The sequence below is a fragment of the Paenibacillus pinisoli genome (assembly GCF_003605435.1).
Classification (GTDB): domain Bacteria; phylum Bacillota; class Bacilli; order Paenibacillales; family Paenibacillaceae; genus Pristimantibacillus; species Pristimantibacillus pinisoli.
On the sequence record NZ_QXQB01000004.1, the window covers coordinates 757,457 to 772,362 of the forward strand.

The 14,906-nt window shown below is 54.4% G+C and carries 13 protein-coding genes; 3 read left to right on the plus strand and 10 right to left on the minus strand.

The window, feature by feature from the left end; genetic code table 11:
* Positions 1-46: 46 nt before the first annotated feature.
* Positions 47-730 (plus strand): DnaD domain protein, encoded by a 684-nt coding sequence (locus D3P09_RS20790; RefSeq protein ID WP_120113290.1) that lies wholly within the window; start codon positions 47-49, stop codon positions 728-730.
* 93 nt (positions 731-823) lie between these two features.
* On the opposite strand, the gene D3P09_RS20795 is transcribed toward D3P09_RS20790, so the two are convergent.
* The 9 genes from D3P09_RS20795 to D3P09_RS20835 form a co-directional block, all read right to left on the minus strand.
* The gene (locus D3P09_RS20795; protein ID WP_120113291.1) at positions 824-1,873 is read right to left on the minus strand and encodes a MerR family transcriptional regulator; all 1,050 of its coding nucleotides are present in this window, start codon (positions 1,871-1,873) and stop codon (positions 824-826) included.
* 138 nt (positions 1,874-2,011) lie between these two features.
* Positions 2,012-2,662 carry a methylthioribulose 1-phosphate dehydratase gene (mtnB, locus tag D3P09_RS20800; protein ID WP_120113292.1) on the minus strand — a complete coding sequence of 217 codons (651 nt, stop codon included), beginning with the start codon at positions 2,660-2,662 and terminating at the stop codon, positions 2,012-2,014.
* Positions 2,659-3,342: a 2-hydroxy-3-keto-5-methylthiopentenyl-1-phosphate phosphatase gene (locus D3P09_RS20805; protein ID WP_120113293.1), complete on the minus strand. Its 684-nt coding sequence runs from the start codon at positions 3,340-3,342 to the stop codon at positions 2,659-2,661. Before D3P09_RS20805 ends, mtnB begins: the two co-directional genes overlap by 4 nt.
* Positions 3,339-4,571 carry a 2,3-diketo-5-methylthiopentyl-1-phosphate enolase gene (locus D3P09_RS20810; protein WP_120113294.1) on the minus strand — a complete coding sequence of 411 codons (1,233 nt, stop codon included), beginning with the start codon at positions 4,569-4,571 and terminating at the stop codon, positions 3,339-3,341. Before D3P09_RS20810 ends, D3P09_RS20805 begins: the two co-directional genes overlap by 4 nt.
* Entirely contained in the window at positions 4,568-5,437 is an 870-nt protein-coding gene (gene proC, locus D3P09_RS20815) for a pyrroline-5-carboxylate reductase (protein WP_120113295.1), read from the minus strand. The genes D3P09_RS20810 and proC overlap by 4 nt, the downstream gene beginning before the upstream one ends.
* Positions 5,438-5,475: 38 nt before the next feature.
* Complete coding sequence (locus tag D3P09_RS20820; protein ID WP_279387136.1) at positions 5,476-6,726, minus strand: glutamate-5-semialdehyde dehydrogenase; 1,251 nt, start codon at positions 6,724-6,726, stop codon at positions 5,476-5,478.
* Positions 6,727-6,758: 32 nt separating this feature from the next.
* The gene (proB, locus tag D3P09_RS20825; protein ID WP_120113296.1) at positions 6,759-7,865 is read right to left on the minus strand and encodes a glutamate 5-kinase; all 1,107 of its coding nucleotides are present in this window, start codon (positions 7,863-7,865) and stop codon (positions 6,759-6,761) included.
* 352 nt (positions 7,866-8,217) lie between these two features.
* Positions 8,218-9,414 (minus strand): pyridoxal phosphate-dependent aminotransferase, encoded by a 1,197-nt coding sequence (locus D3P09_RS20830; RefSeq protein ID WP_120113297.1) that lies wholly within the window; start codon positions 9,412-9,414, stop codon positions 8,218-8,220.
* Between the two features lie 265 nt (positions 9,415-9,679).
* Positions 9,680-10,156 carry a hypothetical protein gene (locus D3P09_RS20835; RefSeq protein WP_120113298.1) on the minus strand — a complete coding sequence of 159 codons (477 nt, stop codon included), beginning with the start codon at positions 10,154-10,156 and terminating at the stop codon, positions 9,680-9,682.
* Positions 10,157-10,283: 127 nt separating this feature from the next.
* On the opposite strand from D3P09_RS20835, the gene D3P09_RS20840 reads away from it, so the two are divergent.
* Positions 10,284-11,087, plus strand: coding sequence for a carbon-nitrogen family hydrolase (locus D3P09_RS20840; protein ID WP_120113299.1), 804 nt, complete (start codon positions 10,284-10,286; stop codon positions 11,085-11,087).
* 1,317 nt (positions 11,088-12,404) lie between these two features.
* On the opposite strand, the gene D3P09_RS20845 is transcribed toward D3P09_RS20840, so the two are convergent.
* Positions 12,405-13,298 (minus strand): LysR family transcriptional regulator, encoded by an 894-nt coding sequence (locus tag D3P09_RS20845; RefSeq protein WP_120113300.1) that lies wholly within the window; start codon positions 13,296-13,298, stop codon positions 12,405-12,407.
* A 177-nt stretch (positions 13,299-13,475) separates the two neighbouring features.
* Here D3P09_RS20845 and leuC point away from each other — a divergent pair, with 177 nt between their 5' ends.
* Positions 13,476-14,891 (plus strand): 3-isopropylmalate dehydratase large subunit, encoded by a 1,416-nt coding sequence (gene leuC / locus D3P09_RS20850; RefSeq protein ID WP_120113301.1) that lies wholly within the window; start codon positions 13,476-13,478, stop codon positions 14,889-14,891.
* Positions 14,892-14,906 lie beyond the last annotated feature (15 nt).

The window sequence follows — 14,906 nt, forward strand, 5'->3', positions numbered from 1 at the left end:
TAACATCATTAATATCATCAACGATTACGGGGAGGAGAGGCTGGTCATGAACGACGAACTTTGGAAAGCCTACACGCACGGCATTGCAGCGGCGATTGGCGAAGGGGGAGTCCATATTCCCAGCCTCCTCCTTCAAAGCTATAGCCGAATCGGCCTATCCGATTCGGAGGCTATGCTGTTGCTGCAGATTATGCTGTACGGACAAGCTGAGCGGAATGACTTCCCGACGCCGGAGGAGCTTGCGGCCCGAATGGGCGTTAATGTCCGGCAGATCGGCGTGCTGCTAGGCCGCCTCATGAAGGACGGGTTTCTGTCGATCGATGATTACATCGATGATGTGACTGGCTTGCGGAGTGAACGCTACAACTGGAGCGGATGGCTGATGAAGGCGTCCGAATGGCGAGCGGCGTCAAGACGCCAATCGAAGAAAGCGGATAAGCAGCCGATCGTGCTGGAGAAATCCGCGCCGGCATCCAATCTGTTTACAGTATTCGAGCAGGAATTCGGCAGGCTGCTGTCTCCGATGGAATGCGAGACGATCGTCAGCTGGCTGGATCAGGACCGCTATTCCGAGGAGATCGTATTGTTTGCGCTCAAGGAAGCTGTCTTCGCAGGCAAGCTCAGCCTCAGATACATAGATCGGATTCTGATCGAATGGAGCCGCAACCGCGTGACGAATGCTGAAGAGGCGAGGGCGCATGCGGGCAAGTTCCATGGCGGCCGCGCTTGAAGCGGTAGTTAGGAATATATAGATTGCAATAATAAAGAAACCATGCCTAGAGGCATGGTTTCTTTATTGTGGGACTATAACAAAGGGATGCAGTCATTTTGGCTTTGCGGCATACAGAATTGAGATATGCTTATCAAGCTGTTCCGTGACAACAGAATAGGAGCGTTGCTCCAGCCAATGAACAAGAGCGGACAGCATGGATGGCACGAGTCCCGCAAGTCGTATCGCTTCCGAAGTTTGTTGTTCAAGGAAGGGCGAAGGAGCGCATGCCTCTGCGTTCTGCAGATCATGTACCATCAAGCCAGTAATGATCATTCTGCCCCCCGGCTTTAAGGTCCGGTCCATCTCGCCAAGCGCAAGCAATTGACCGGAACCAACCAGATGCTGCAGGGCAAAGCTGCAGGCGACAAATTCGAAGGTTTGCGTCAGCGGGAGCGACAGCAGATTGCCCTGCCGGGCATCCACATGGGGCAGCCGTCCTCTCAGCAGGCTAATCATCTCGACGGACTGCTCGACAATAGTCATATGCGCTCCGGCCGCACAGAGCAGCGAGGTCAGATTGCCGCTGCCGGCGCCCGTTTCCAGGCCGCATTCATGGGGCGCCGGGTCAATCCATTCCAGCGTCCGGCGAATCGCTCTTTCGTACTGCTGGGGCTGCATAATGCCGGATAATGCCATAATAGGCGCCTCGTAACCGTATTGCCGGGCCAGAAGGTCGTAATTCCACTCATCGCTCCAAGAAGTTCGCAGCATCCGGTTGTGGCGGATACGGGCGGCCGCCTGCTCGGCATCCTCCAGCACGGGTGCGCCTTCGCGCTGCCAGCCGGCAATCGTCTCGTCGAACGCCCTCAGGGCATCGAGCGCGGCGGTCAATTCTTCGTGGAGGCGGGCTCTGGTTTGATCAACCTTCCGGATCAGCTGATCCGGCTCTGCGATCAAGGGAATCGTCTCGGCGATCTGCGCAACAGACATGCCCAGCTCCCGCAGCGATATAATCCAGCGCAGCCGGGTAATATCCTCATCCGAATAGCTACGATAGCCGTTTTCATATATTTTGCGGGGGGCAACAAGCCCTTTCTCCTCATAAAATCGCAGCGTTCTTGGCGTAACGCCCACAATGCGCGCAGCTTCATGAACCATCATGGCGCGAAGCACCTCCCATATCCGAAACCGTACATATCCTTTTATTATGAAGGTTGACGCAACGTTAAAGTCAAGCGGGGATGATTAAACGAAAAGCCGTCTTTAGGCCTATAGCCCTCAGACGGCTTTCATGTGCAGCTATACGCCGCGCTTCAGCAGCTCAAGGCGATAGACATATTCAAAAATAAATTCGAATGCCTCCAGATGGCGCTTGGCTTCAAAGGCGTTGGCTCCCCATGCGTATATGCCATGCTTGCGCAGCAGGATGCCTGGAATTTCATGAACGATCCGCTCTGTAATCTCCGGTACGATGGAAGGGATGTGGGCGAAGTTCGAGACAATCGGAATGTCGATATGCTTTTCTTCTTCCCACAGATTAAAGCCCTTGATCAGCTCAACGCCGTCTACCGGCACCGACTTGCGGTCCCAGAAATATTCGGAGATGACATTATTGAATACAGAATGGATATGGAAAATCGCGCCTGCGCCAGTCAACCGATAGATCTCGCAATGGATCAGCGTCTCGGCGGAAGGCTTAAGCGATGTTGCTTCGCAGGCTTTGCCGCTCTGGTCGACAAAGAGGTAATCCTCCGGCGTATGAACCGTCTTGTCCTTGCCGCTAGCCGTAATGGCGAATTGGAATTGCTGCGGCGAATAATCGCCTACACGGACGGACAGATTGCCGCTTGTGCCGGGGAACCAGCCTCTGGAAGCGAACAGCTCCTTCACTTCGCGCAGCTCGCCCAGCGCGCGCTGCTTGTCCTCCGTACGGATTTGCTCAAAACTCATGATGATGACTTCCTTTCTTCGTTCATAGCCGCGATAATATCATGAAATGTTTCGAATTCGGTATGCGGCAAGCCAAGCTCCTTGCATTTTGTGGTCAGATGGGAGCGGGAATAGACTTTATCCGCCAGCTTAGCTCCTTCGAAATCCGTTACGCTGTCTCCGATAATAATGCGCTCGTATTGATCTTCCGGGAAGCCCCGCATAATTGTCGTTTTGCACATTCCGCAATCGTTCGTGCAGTGTCCGTCACAAGGATGAGGCCACAAAATCTCGATACGCTCGCCCGAGAAGTCGCTGCCGTTGCAATAAATATGATCCTGCGGGATTTCAAACTGCGACAGCACCGGATAGACGAAAAAGTCGATCCCGCCGCTCGTCACATAAAAATCGATGTTCTGCTCCCTGCAGTATGCGATAAATTCGGCAAAGCCATCCCGGATGCGCACATTGCTGATGCCGAAGGAGACCACATCGTCCTTCATGGAAGCAGGCAGGAGGCGGAAGAGGGAGCCTACGCCTTCCTTGATCGACAGCTCGGTCGAGATTGTGCGTTCGGCGAGGCTTTCCCAGCCTTCAGGATTGAAGTGCTTAATAATCGCAATGATGTTGTCATTGATCGTGATGGTGCCGTCGAAATCGCAAAATACGATGCGTCTCTTAGATGTGTCTGATTTCGTCATGCTTCTTTAATCCCCCATGCTTGAATTGCGGCTTGCAGCGCTTCGTTGCCGCTAGCCTCGGCTGCTTCACGCAGCGGTATTCCGCTCGTCGCAGCCTTAATGGCCTGGCGGAATGCATGTCCGCCTGCAGCTGTACCCATCGGGTGGCCGTGGATGCCTCCGCCGGCGTTCACGACAACATCCGTGCCGAAGTCCTTCAAAATAAGCGGGACAAGTCCCGGATGAATGCCTGCGGAAGGCACAGGGAAGCTTGTCTTCAGCCCGTGCAGCGGGCTAAGCAGCGCGTCCTTGACCGCCAGGTTCTCCGCCTTCGGCATAACGACCGAGCCGTATGGCGAAGGGAAGAGCACGAGATCGGCCCCAGCCAGGCGCATCAGCTTGCCAAGCAGGAGGGAAGCTCCAATGCCGTAATGCGGCGAAGGATAGAACGCTCCGGCAAGCGCGGGATGCGCTGCAATCGGCACGTTGATCTCGGGATCCTTGCTCAGCTCATGCAGCACATCGTAGCCGTATGACAATACATTGAATAATAGCGCATTCGCGCCAGCGGCAACAGCCTTGCGGGCATTGGCCGCAAGCTGAGAGGTAGGTCCAGTCAAATTGACGGCATAAAGCAGCTTTTGTCCAGTCTCCTCCTGCGCTTTGCGGGCGGCTTCCATACAAGCCTCGACCCGTTGCTCCAGCGGCGTAAGCGGGTTCTCGAACAGGATTTCATCATCCTTGATCAAGTCGACGCCGCCAAGCGCTTGCTTATAGAATTGCTCTTGAAGATTAGCCAGATCGTGTCCGACCACGGATTTGAAAATGCTCATCAGCAGCGGCCTGTCATGGACGCCCAGCAAGTCGCGCACACCGCCAAGGCCAAAGCGCGGGCCAGGGAAAGCGGAAGCGAAGTCTTCCGAAACGTCCAAATCGATCAGCTTGATGCACCCGTCCATCGACAGCTTGCCGAATACGGTGACGAGCAGGGCGGGGATGTCGCGGCTGAAGTTGATGTCGGGATACGCAATGCGGATATCCGCATAACGCTCTCCTGCCGCGCCATTCGCAGGCTCATGGACCTCAACGGACAATACCTTGCCCAAATGCTTCTCCATCTCCGCTTTTTTGGCTTCCGGCAGCTCCGTCCAGCTGCCTACGGTCAACCCTACTGCGATGGACAGCGCTTTTTTATCAAAATCGGCTTTATCGTCATACGAACGATAAGTCGCAATACATACTTGGCTCATTCCGCAATGCTCCTTTCAATTACAGCCCCGATCTCGGCAGCGCGCTCGGAGGAGCGCTTCATGCCTTTCACAATCGCTTCCGGCAGACCGGCTTCCGTCATCGTCTCGATCGCGGCTTGCGTGGTGCCATTCGGCGAAGTCACCTTGCGCCGCAGCTCTTCAGGGCTTTCTCCGGTCTGCTTCACCATCTGAGCAGCGCCGAGCACGGTTTGAACGACAAGCTCCTTCGCCATGTCCGGTTCAAGTCCCAGCTCTTCGGCGGCTTTCAGCATGGCCTCCATGACGAAGTAGACATAAGCCGGTCCGCTTCCGGATACACCGGTCACCGAATCCTGAAGCGGCTCTTCGACAACAGCGGTAATGCCAATCGATTGGAACATCGCTTCGCTGATCAGACGCTGCTGAGGCGTGACCTTCGAGGAGTAGCTGATGCCGGTGGCGCCGAGACCAATCGTGCTGGATGTGTTCGGCATTGTCCGGACGATGGGCTGATCCCCGCCCAGCAGCTTCTCCATCGAAGCGATAGAAAGCCCTGCGATAACGGATACGATCAATTGCTTGGTATGAAGCAGGGGGGCGATCTCGGAGATCGCTCCAGCCGCATCCTTCGGCTTCATCGCCAGGAATATAATATCCGCTTCCTGCAAGTACGTATCGTTGGACGAGCCTTGCAGGACGGTGGTAACTCCGTAACGCTCATGCAGCTCTGCAAGACGGGCTTCGTTGCTGCGGTTCAGCATGGATATTTTCGCCGGATCGACGAGCTTCTCGTGAATCAAGCCGCGGGCAATCGCTTCTGCCATGGAGCCTGCGCCAAAGAAGCAAATTCGCATTGTAGCAATGCCGGTCTCTGTAAGTATGGTCATGGTCCGTCTCCTCCTATATCTGTTATGTTAGCAGCAGATTAACCTCTGATCTGTCCGTTGCCTGTAATCCGGTATTTCGTTGAAGTCAGGGCAGGCAATCCCATTGGGCCGCGCGCATGCAGCTTCTGTGTGCTGATGCCAATCTCCGCGCCGAAGCCGAATTCGAACCCGTCGGTAAAGCGGGTGGAGACATTATGATAGACAGCTGCAGCATCGACTTCTTGCAGAAAGCGGCCGGCATGCCCGCCCGTCTCTGTGACGATGCATTCGGAATGCTTCGTTCCGTAGCGGCGGATATGGCTAAGCGCCTCATCGAGCCCGTCTACTACTTTAACATTTATAATATAATCATTGTACTCGGTGCTGAAATCTTCATCCGTTGCCGAGCGGATATCTCCAAGGATAGACTTGGCGCGTTCACAGCCTCTCAGCTCGACATTGGCTTCAAGCATCGGTTTCACCAGCGCTGACAATTGAGACTCTGCGATGTCCCGGTGAACGAGCAGCGTCTCGATGGAGTTGCATACGGAAGGCCGCTGTACTTTTGCATTAAAGGCAATATCGGCCGCCATTGCCATGTCCGCCGTATCATCCACGAATACATGGCAGATGCCTGCGCCAGTCTCGATAACAGGCACGGTGGCGTTTTCCACTACGTTGCGAATGAGCGCGGCGCCGCCGCGCGGAATGACGACGTCGAGCAGGCCGTTCAGCTTCAGCATTTCATTGACGGAAGCGCGGTCGCTGTCTTCGATTAATTGTATCGCATCGACCGGAAGCGAAGTCGACTTCATCGCATCCTTCAGGATTTCAATGATTTTGCGGTTGGAGGACAGGGCAGCGGAGCCTCCGCGGAGCACGACGCAGTTGCCTGTTTTGAGACACAGGCCGGCCGCATCGACCGTTACGTTAGGGCGCGCCTCGTAGATCATGCCGATTACGCCAAGCGGAACGCGGCGTTTCTCTACCTTCATGCCGTTCGGGCGCTGGAACGATTCCAGCAGCTCGCCTACCGGATCTGGCAGCTCTACAATCTGACGCAGCCCTTCGGCGATGCCCGCGATGCGCTCGCTGTTCAGAGCCAGACGGTCGAGCAGGGAGGTGCTCGTGCCGTTATCCCGGCCGCGCTGCAAGTCATCGGCGTTCGCCGCGATAATCTCTTCCTCTCTTGCGGTCAAGGCATCCGCCATTGCCGACAAAGCGGTGTTTTTCTGCTCTGTCGTCAGCTTGTTCATCGCTGCTGCCGCTTCTTGCGCTAATGTTGCTTTTGCTCTCACTTCACTTATCATTCCAGTTCCCCTCCTGGTTCATTTATAAAAGGTTATTTGAGCGTGATCCATTCATCACGGTGGATGACTTCAATCCGGGTGACGTCTATTCTGCGGGCGACTTCCTCCGAGCCAAGACCGGCCGCTGCCTGCAGCTGCCAAGAATCGTAATTGACGACGCCGCGGCCCAGCACTTCGTTCTGGCGATTGACCACCTCGACCACATCACCAGTGTGGAAGTCTCCTTCGCTGGCTGTAACGCCGGCGGGGAGGAGGCTCTTGCCTCCAATGAGCAGGGCGGTTACCGCGCCGTCATCGACTGTTATCCGGCCTTGCGGCATGGAGTGAAACCCGAGCCATTGCTTTTTCATAGGCAGGCTGTGAAGCTTCGTATCAAAATAGGTGCCTCGTCCTGTGCCTTCAACGGCGCTTGTCAGATCGCCCTCCGTCTGAACCTTGCCGATAAAGGCGCTTACGCCGCCGCGCATCGCCACCCTTGCCGCTTCAATCTTGGAGCGCATGCCGCCGGTTCCGACAGAAGAGCCTGCGCCGCCGGCAATTCTCAGAATGTCCTCCGATATTTGCTCGACGCGCTCAATCTTGGTTGCTTGCGGGTTTTTGCGCGGGTCCTCCGTGTAGAGGCCGTCCATATCGGTTATGATGACAAGCTTGGCGGCTTTGGTCATCGCCGCGACGAGCGCGGACAAATTGTCGTTGTCGCCGAACTTGAGCACCAGCTCGTCGGTTGCGACGGTATCATTTTCATTAATAATAGGAATAATGCGCTGCTTCAGCAATTCCTCGATCGTCATCCCGGCGTTTTGAATGCGGCGGCGATTGGAGAAGTCTGCCCGTGTCAGCAAAATTTGCGCTGCGACAATGCCATAGCGGGAGAGCGCCTCCTGATAGGCCTGCATAAGCAGCGCTTGACCGACTGCCGCTGCCGCTTGCTTTTCGTGTACAAGTTTTGGTCTGCTCGCGTATCCGATTTGGCGGAAGCCTGCGGCAACAGCACCTGAAGTCACCAGCATGACCGCATCGCCTTGGCGATGGCGCGAGGCTAGCTCCGATGCGAAAAAGGCTATGCTTTCCCGGTTCAGGCCGCCTTCCTCTGAAGTAAGCGAGCTGCTGCCGATCTTCACCACGATTCTCTCCGACATGTTCATCCCATCCTATACTGATTTTATAACAGCAAAAAAGACTTCCGTCCTCTAAAGGACGAAAGCCTTCACTTCCGCGGTACCACCTTCGTTGACGATGCTGCCTTGCGGCATGAACATCGTCCATCTTGAAGCCTCGTAACAGGAGGCGCTGTCCGGTTTGTCGCCGGCCGTTCGGAGGTAGGTTTGGGCAGAGGGCCTACGGTAAATTCTTGCAGCCGGTGGAATTTACTCTCTGGGCAAGGCCTGATCTGCTTACTGGTCCCGTCATCACGTTTCTGAATTTAACTAAATTAAGGATAACATGATCTCATGCCCCTGTAAAGAAAGGCATCCCACCATAATGGCAGCATTACGGGGTGAACAGACCAAGCTTGCCAATCCGCTCAACCGCTTCTACGAGACGCTCTTCACTGGACAGCAGGCCTAGCCGCACATAGCCTTCGCCATGCGCTCCGAACCCGACGCCAGGAGCGACGACAACATCGGCTTCCAGCAGCACTTTATCTGCGAACGATTCAGACGTATAGCCTTCAGGCACCGGAAGCCAACAGAAGAAGGAGCCGCCCGGTTTCGCCGCTTTCCAGCCGATCCGCTTCAGCGCTTCGAACAAAGCGTTTCTTCTGCTCTCGTACATGGCGGTTAGCGAATTCACGCAGTCTTGAGGGCCGGTCAGAGCAAGAGCTGCGGCTTCCTGGATGCCTCCGAACAGGCTGCAATAATAGTGGTCCTGGATCAGGTTGATCATGGACACGACTTCCGCGTTGCCCAGAGCGAATCCGACGCGCCAGCCGGCCATGTTGTACGTCTTGGACAGCGTGTAGAATTCTACGCCTACTTCCTTGGCCCCAGGCGTCTGAAGGAAGCTGACCGGCTTTTCGCCGTCAAATCCAATTGCGCCATAAGCGAAGTCGCTCGCTATGACAACATCATTGGCTTCCGCAAACTTCACTGCCTCAGCGTAAAACTCCGGCGTTGCGACAGCGCCCGTCGGATTGTTGGGATAGTTCATGAACATAAGGCGGGCGCGCTCGGCTTTATCCGGCGCAATCGCGAGCAGATCGGGCAAATATCCATTCTCCTCAAGAAGGGGCATAAAGGACATTTCCGCACCAGCCAGCGCTACGCCTGACCAGTAATCGGGATAGCCGGGATCGGGTACAAGACATACATCTCCCGGATTGAGCAGGCACTGGCTTATTTCCACAAGTCCGGTTTTGCCGCCGAATAGAATGGCAACTTCCTTGTCGGGGTCCAGTTCCACGCCGTAATCTTCCTTATAGCGCTTTGCGACCGCTTGCTTAAGGAAAGCGAATCCGCTGAACGGCGGATATTTATGATACAACGGATTGGCTGCGGCTTCTTGCAGCTTGGCTACAATGTGCGGGGGAGTGGGCTGATCGGGATTGCCTTGCCCCAAATTAATGACATCCTTGCCTTTGGCGATCTGCGCATTCGCCTTGCCTACCAGCTTGGCGAAAAATTGGGTCGGCAGACCCTCCATGCGGGCAGCGGGCCGAATCCGCCGTTTTTCTAATCCTGCTTCCATTTCATCACACTCCGAAATTGCTTGCTATAGCGATTTGTCAGTCGTTGCCGAGAAGACATTAGCATTAATGTAGCATGAATGACAGGAGAATTGAAGCATGGAGCGCTGCCGACGCTATATTTTTATCACAATAGAATAAGTTTTCCGAGTGTATTGGTTTGTTAAGGATTTGCGATTGGCGATAAATCGGGCCTAGTGCCTGCGGGGCGGGATTGCCATGCAGGCTGCAGGCCGCTTATCATGAAAGGCGTCGTTAGAGGTCTTCTTATAGAGATGGAATGCCCACTTTTTTGATAAAAGGCTCGATGTCCGCTTTGAATAGGAAAAGATACGGCTTGCGGCGCTCGTCGAACACTAGCAGCATCGGTTCTTCGCCCTTGCAATAAAAAAGGAAAAGATCGCTTGTGCTGATTTTAACATCGCCCGATTGAACGGTGGCCGGCTTGGCAAGCGGCACGCGATAGACGTAGCTGCAGCTCTGGCCTGCCGTCATCTGCGGAGCAAGTCTTGTAACGGACTCGGTCCAGGACAGGGCCATTTTTTGAAATTTCTTATCGTTGGGCAGCGTGCTTACGACACGGCCGGCGGCAACATCGAATACTTGAACGGGACGCAGCTCGGTATCGGGGCTGGTTGCAGACCCTTTGGCTGGCGCTGCGGATACAGCGGGAACGGCTGATGCGAACAGAATGATGGCGGCGAACGCCAGCAGCAGCAATCGTTGGTAACGGGCAAGCAGCATATTAGAAAAACTCCTTTGTTGTGTAGTTTCTTGAGGTTATCCTTCTCCGTTACGATGCCCATCTTGACAGAGAACCATGAGAAGGTATCATTAGTGAAAAAGAACATGACTGGGAGGCATCACCTTTATGGCTAAGCAATTGCGGCTTGCATTGCTGCAAATGAATATAGAAGCGGGATTCCCTGACCAAAATCTGGCTAAGCTTAAAAGCTTGCTGGAGGAAGCGATGCAAGGGGAAGTGAAACCGGATGTTGTTATGTTTCCCGAGATGTGGAATACAGGCTACGCACTGACGGAAATTGAGCAATTGGCGGATCCGGACGGAGAGGCGACTATTGCATTTCTGTCCGAGTTCAGCAAGCAGCATGGAGTCTATATCGTTGGCGGCTCCATTGCGGAAGCGAAGGCGGACGGCGTGTACAATACGATCTACGCTTTTGACAGAGAGGGCAACCGGATAGGCGACTATTCCAAAATCCATTTGTTCCGCCTGATGGAGGAAGAGAAGTATTTGCAAGCGGGGGAGAAGCAGGGGCGTCTTGTTATTGAAGGCGAGCAGGCGGGGATGATGATCTGCTATGACATCCGCTTCCCAGAGCTTGCACGGACGCTGGCGCTGGGCGGAGCCAAGCTTCTGTTCGTTCCGGCTGAGTGGCCAAATCCGCGTTTGCATCACTGGCGCACGCTGCTAATGGCAAGAGCGATTGAAAATCAAATGTACGTGATCGCGTGCAACCGGATGGGCACAAGCGGAGAAACCGTCTTCTTCGGGCATTCTCTTGTCATTGACCCATGGGGCGAAATCGTCGCCGAAGCCGGCGAAGAAGAGGGCATCCTCTGGGCGGATATCGATCTGGACCTGGTTAGCGAAGTGCGCAGCCGAATTCCAGTCTTCGAAGACCGCCGCCCGCAGCTTTATTTTAAAGGTTAGTACGGCGGAGAGGTCTGCAAGCCGAGAAACTCGGCTAAGAGTGGATGCGCCCGCGCGAACCGGCGCTGCAAGCCGAGAAACTCGGCTTAGGGTGGCTGCGCCCGCACGAACCGGGTCTGCAATCCGAGAAACTCGGCTTAGAGTGGCTGAGCCCGCGCGTACCGGGTCTGTAAGCCGAGAAACTCGGCTTATAGTGGCTGAGCCCGCGCGAACCGGGTCTGCAAGCCGAGAAACTCGGCTTAGGGTGGCTGCGACCGCGCGTACCGGGTCTGTAAGCCGAGAAACTCGGCTTATAGTGGCTGAGCCCGCGCGTACCGGGTCTGCAAGTCGAGAAACTCGGCTTAGGGTGGCTGCGACCGCGCGTATCGAGTCTATAAGCCGAGAAACTCGGCTTAGAGGTGCTGCGCCCGCGCGAATTAGGTCTGCAATCCGAGGAACTCGGCTTAGGGTGGTTGCGACCGCGCGTATCGGGTCTGTAAGCCGAGAAACTCGGCTTAGAGGTGCTGCGCCCCGCGAGAATTAGGTCTGCAATCCGAGAAACTCGGCTTAGGGTGGTTGCGACCGCGCGTATCGAGTCTATAAGCCGTGAAACTCGGCATATAGTGGCTGCGCCCGCGCGTATCGGGACTGTAAGCCGAAAATTTCCGCTTGAGTATATCTCCATCATGTAAACAAAAATCGCATTCCATCGAAGCTGATAGCAGCCAGACGGAATGCGATTTTTATTATGAGATACTTTTTTGTGGATAGGTTATAGCGGAGTGACTAGCTATGTCCCTTGAGTAGTTTATTAGTTGAAAAGCTTTAATAGCTCATAGGAAGAGTTGTGTCCATTAGTGCTTATGCGTTCAGCCAGTTCACATCAGAAATACCAAGGTTACAGCCCGACCCGAATGCGGGCAGTGAAAGCAATTGGTAATCCACATCCAAAACTCAACATCCCGCCAACAGCAGCAAAATAATCTATAAACGAAACAGACAGCCGTACCGGCTATTATTTCCTCGAAACAAATCACCAAGCAGCCACTCAGCGATATAGCACCACTTACTCACTAACCGGGTTCGACAACGTATGATCAGGTTCCAAGTAGAGATCCGCCGCGATCTAAGAACCAAACACCAAACATCAGTAATCCCATTCACGAACACTCATATGTCACAAGGTTCACCATGTTCATTAGGTTCACTACGTTCACCATCTACACCAGGCTCACTATCATCTCCACACAGCTTAAAAGGCTAACTCAACCTAAGTTTCATTCCAAACTGTAGTTCTGGAGTTCACCAATGGAACCTAGCCTCACAAGGCTAACACTGCTATCCCCGATAAACGCTTATCGTTTCTTTTAAAGTAGAGATGAATGCCTGAGCGGCTTTGGACAGGTAGCGGCCTTTGCGGCTGGCGACGACAAGCGTCCGGGTCGGGTGCGATTGCAGCTGCAGATAGACCGGCGCGAAGTCGCCGCCAGTTCGGGTCAGCATGCGCGGCACAAAAGCGATGCCCATGCCGCCGGCGACCAGAGATTGCACTGTCTCTATATTGCTGCTTTCGAAAACGATTTGAGGTGTAAATCCTTCTGCCTCGCACAGCTCCACCGTAATTTGGCGGAAGCCTTGGCCGCGTTTCAAGCCTATGAACGGCTCTGAGCTGAGTTCAGCAATATTAACCGGCTCCTGTCTGCCTGCAAGTCTATGCTGCGGAGGGACGGCAAGCCATATTTCTTCCTCCAAATAAGGCTCACAGGATAGAGAGCTGTCGATAAGCGGCAAGGACAGCAAGCTCAGATCCGTGCCGCCGCTTGCAGTCAGCTGCTCCAGCTTAGCCGTTGTTTCCTCCACAAGCACAACCTCGATCTGCGGGTATTGCGCGCCGAAGGCCGGCAGCACAAGCGGGAGGACGTGGGATCCCGTAATAGGGAGGGTGCCTACAACAAGACGCCCTCTGCGCATTTGCGCCATATCGTCCATTTCCTGCTTGAGCTGCTCGACAGTATCCAGAATGGTCTGCGACTTCTCGACGAACACTTTGCCCGCTTGGGTAAGCTCGACTGAGTTCGTCGTGCGGCGGAACAACAACACCCCGAGCTCTTGCTCCAGCTTGGACAGCTGCTGGCTAAGCGAAGGCTGCGCAATGTGGAGCTTGTCCGCGGCTCGAGAGAAGTTTTTTTCATTGGCGATCTGGATGACGTAATTTAATTGACGCAATTCCATCCGGATGGACCTCCTTAAAATCGATCTATACAAATCAGATTACGCGAGTTATAGTTAATAACTATAGTCCTTATAGATATTATATCTTAGATCAATGAAGAAAGACATGGTATGATGGCAGTAATTAATAAAGCAGATTATTGCAGCTAGCAATAATGAACTCATGGGGTGAGCATAATGGCGAAAAAGACAATGTTTGAGAAAATTTGGGACAATCACGTCATTCATCAAGAAGAGGGCAAGCCAAGCGTTATCTACATCGATTTGCAGCTTGTTCACGAAGTAACGTCCCCGCAAGCGTTCGAGGGCTTGCGCCTGTCGGGCCGCAAGGTTCGCCGTCCGGACCTGACTTTTGCAACAATGGACCACAACGTTCCTACGAAGGATCGCTTCAACATTTCCGATCCGATCTCCAAGCAGCAAGTCGATACTTTGACCCAGAACTGTAAGGACTTCGGCGTAAAGCTGTTTGACCTGGACAGCATCGACCAAGGCGTTGTTCACGTCATGGGACCTGAGCTTGGCCTGACTCATCCGGGCAAAACAATCGTTTGCGGCGACAGCCATACGTCTACGCACGGCGCATTCGGCGCTCTGGCATTCGGCATCGGCACTTCCGAGGTTGAGCACGTGCTTGCGACTCAATGTCTGCAGCAGTCCAAAGCCAAAACGATGGAAGTTCGCTTCATTGGCAACCGCAAGCCGGGCGTTACGGCGAAGGATATGATCCTTGGCGTTATCGCGAAGTACGGCACAGACTTTGCAACCGGCTATGTTATTGAATATACGGGCGAGTCGATTCGCTCCCTGACGATGGAAGAGCGCATGACTGTCTGCAACATGTCCATCGAAGGCGGCGCGCGCGCCGGCTTGATCGCACCAGACGAAACGACTTTCAACTACCTGCGCGGCCGCGAATATGCGCCGGCTAACTTCGACGAGGCTGTTGCTGCATGGTCGCAGCTGACAACGGACGAAGGCGCGGCATACGACACAGTCGTCGAGTTCGATGTCGATTCCCTGATTCCGCAAGTCACTTGGGGAACAAGCCCTGGCATGGGTACGGACATTACGTCCAAAGTGCCTAATCCTGCTGACCTTCCAACTGAGAACGAGCGCAAAGCAGCAGAAAAAGCATTGGAATACATGGACCTTAAGCCAGGTACGCCAATGTCTGAAATCGAGATCGATTATGTATTTATCGGCTCCTGCACCAACGGCCGTATCGAAGACCTTCGCGCTGCTGCCGAAATCGCAAGAGGCTACAAAGTCAGCGACCGCGTAACGGCTATCGTTGTTCCAGGCTCCGGCCGCGTCAAGATTCAAGCGGAGAAGGAAGGACTGGACAAAATCTTCACAGAAGCGGGCTTTGAATGGCGCGATGCAGGCTGCTCCATGTGCCTTGCGATGAACCCGGACGTACTGAAGCCAGGCCAGCGCTGCGCATCGACTTCCAACCGTAACTTCGAGGGCCGCCAAGGCCGCGGAGGCAGAACGCATCTTGTATCGCCTGCAATGGCAGTAGCGGCAGCGGTCAACGGTCGTTTCACCGACGTTCGCGATTGGGAAATCAAGACGGAAGTGCTGAACTAAGCGCATAACGCAGGA

What these genes read in the sequence shown, in the direction of transcription:
- D3P09_RS20790 (WP_120113290.1), top strand. Translation starts at nt 47, where the DNA reads ATGAACGACGAACTTTGGAAAGCCTACACGCACGGCATTGCAGCGGCG.
- D3P09_RS20795 (WP_120113291.1), bottom strand. Translation starts at nt 1,873, where the DNA reads ATGATGGTTCATGAAGCTGCGCGCATTGTGGGCGTTACGCCAAGAACG.
- mtnB (WP_120113292.1), bottom strand. Translation starts at nt 2,662, where the DNA reads ATGAGTTTTGAGCAAATCCGTACGGAGGACAAGCAGCGCGCGCTGGGC.
- D3P09_RS20805 (WP_120113293.1), bottom strand. Translation starts at nt 3,342, where the DNA reads ATGACGAAATCAGACACATCTAAGAGACGCATCGTATTTTGCGATTTC.
- D3P09_RS20810 (WP_120113294.1), bottom strand. Translation starts at nt 4,571, where the DNA reads ATGAGCCAAGTATGTATTGCGACTTATCGTTCGTATGACGATAAAGCC.
- proC (WP_120113295.1), bottom strand. Translation starts at nt 5,437, where the DNA reads ATGACCATACTTACAGAGACCGGCATTGCTACAATGCGAATTTGCTTC.
- D3P09_RS20820 (WP_279387136.1), bottom strand. Translation starts at nt 6,726, where the DNA reads ATGATAAGTGAAGTGAGAGCAAAAGCAACATTAGCGCAAGAAGCGGCA.
- proB (WP_120113296.1), bottom strand. Translation starts at nt 7,865, where the DNA reads ATGTCGGAGAGAATCGTGGTGAAGATCGGCAGCAGCTCGCTTACTTCA.
- D3P09_RS20830 (WP_120113297.1), bottom strand. Translation starts at nt 9,414, where the DNA reads ATGGAAGCAGGATTAGAAAAACGGCGGATTCGGCCCGCTGCCCGCATG.
- D3P09_RS20835 (WP_120113298.1), bottom strand. Translation starts at nt 10,156, where the DNA reads ATGCTGCTTGCCCGTTACCAACGATTGCTGCTGCTGGCGTTCGCCGCC.
- D3P09_RS20840 (WP_120113299.1), top strand. Translation starts at nt 10,284, where the DNA reads ATGGCTAAGCAATTGCGGCTTGCATTGCTGCAAATGAATATAGAAGCG.
- D3P09_RS20845 (WP_120113300.1), bottom strand. Translation starts at nt 13,298, where the DNA reads ATGGAATTGCGTCAATTAAATTACGTCATCCAGATCGCCAATGAAAAA.
- leuC (WP_120113301.1), top strand. Translation starts at nt 13,476, where the DNA reads ATGGCGAAAAAGACAATGTTTGAGAAAATTTGGGACAATCACGTCATT.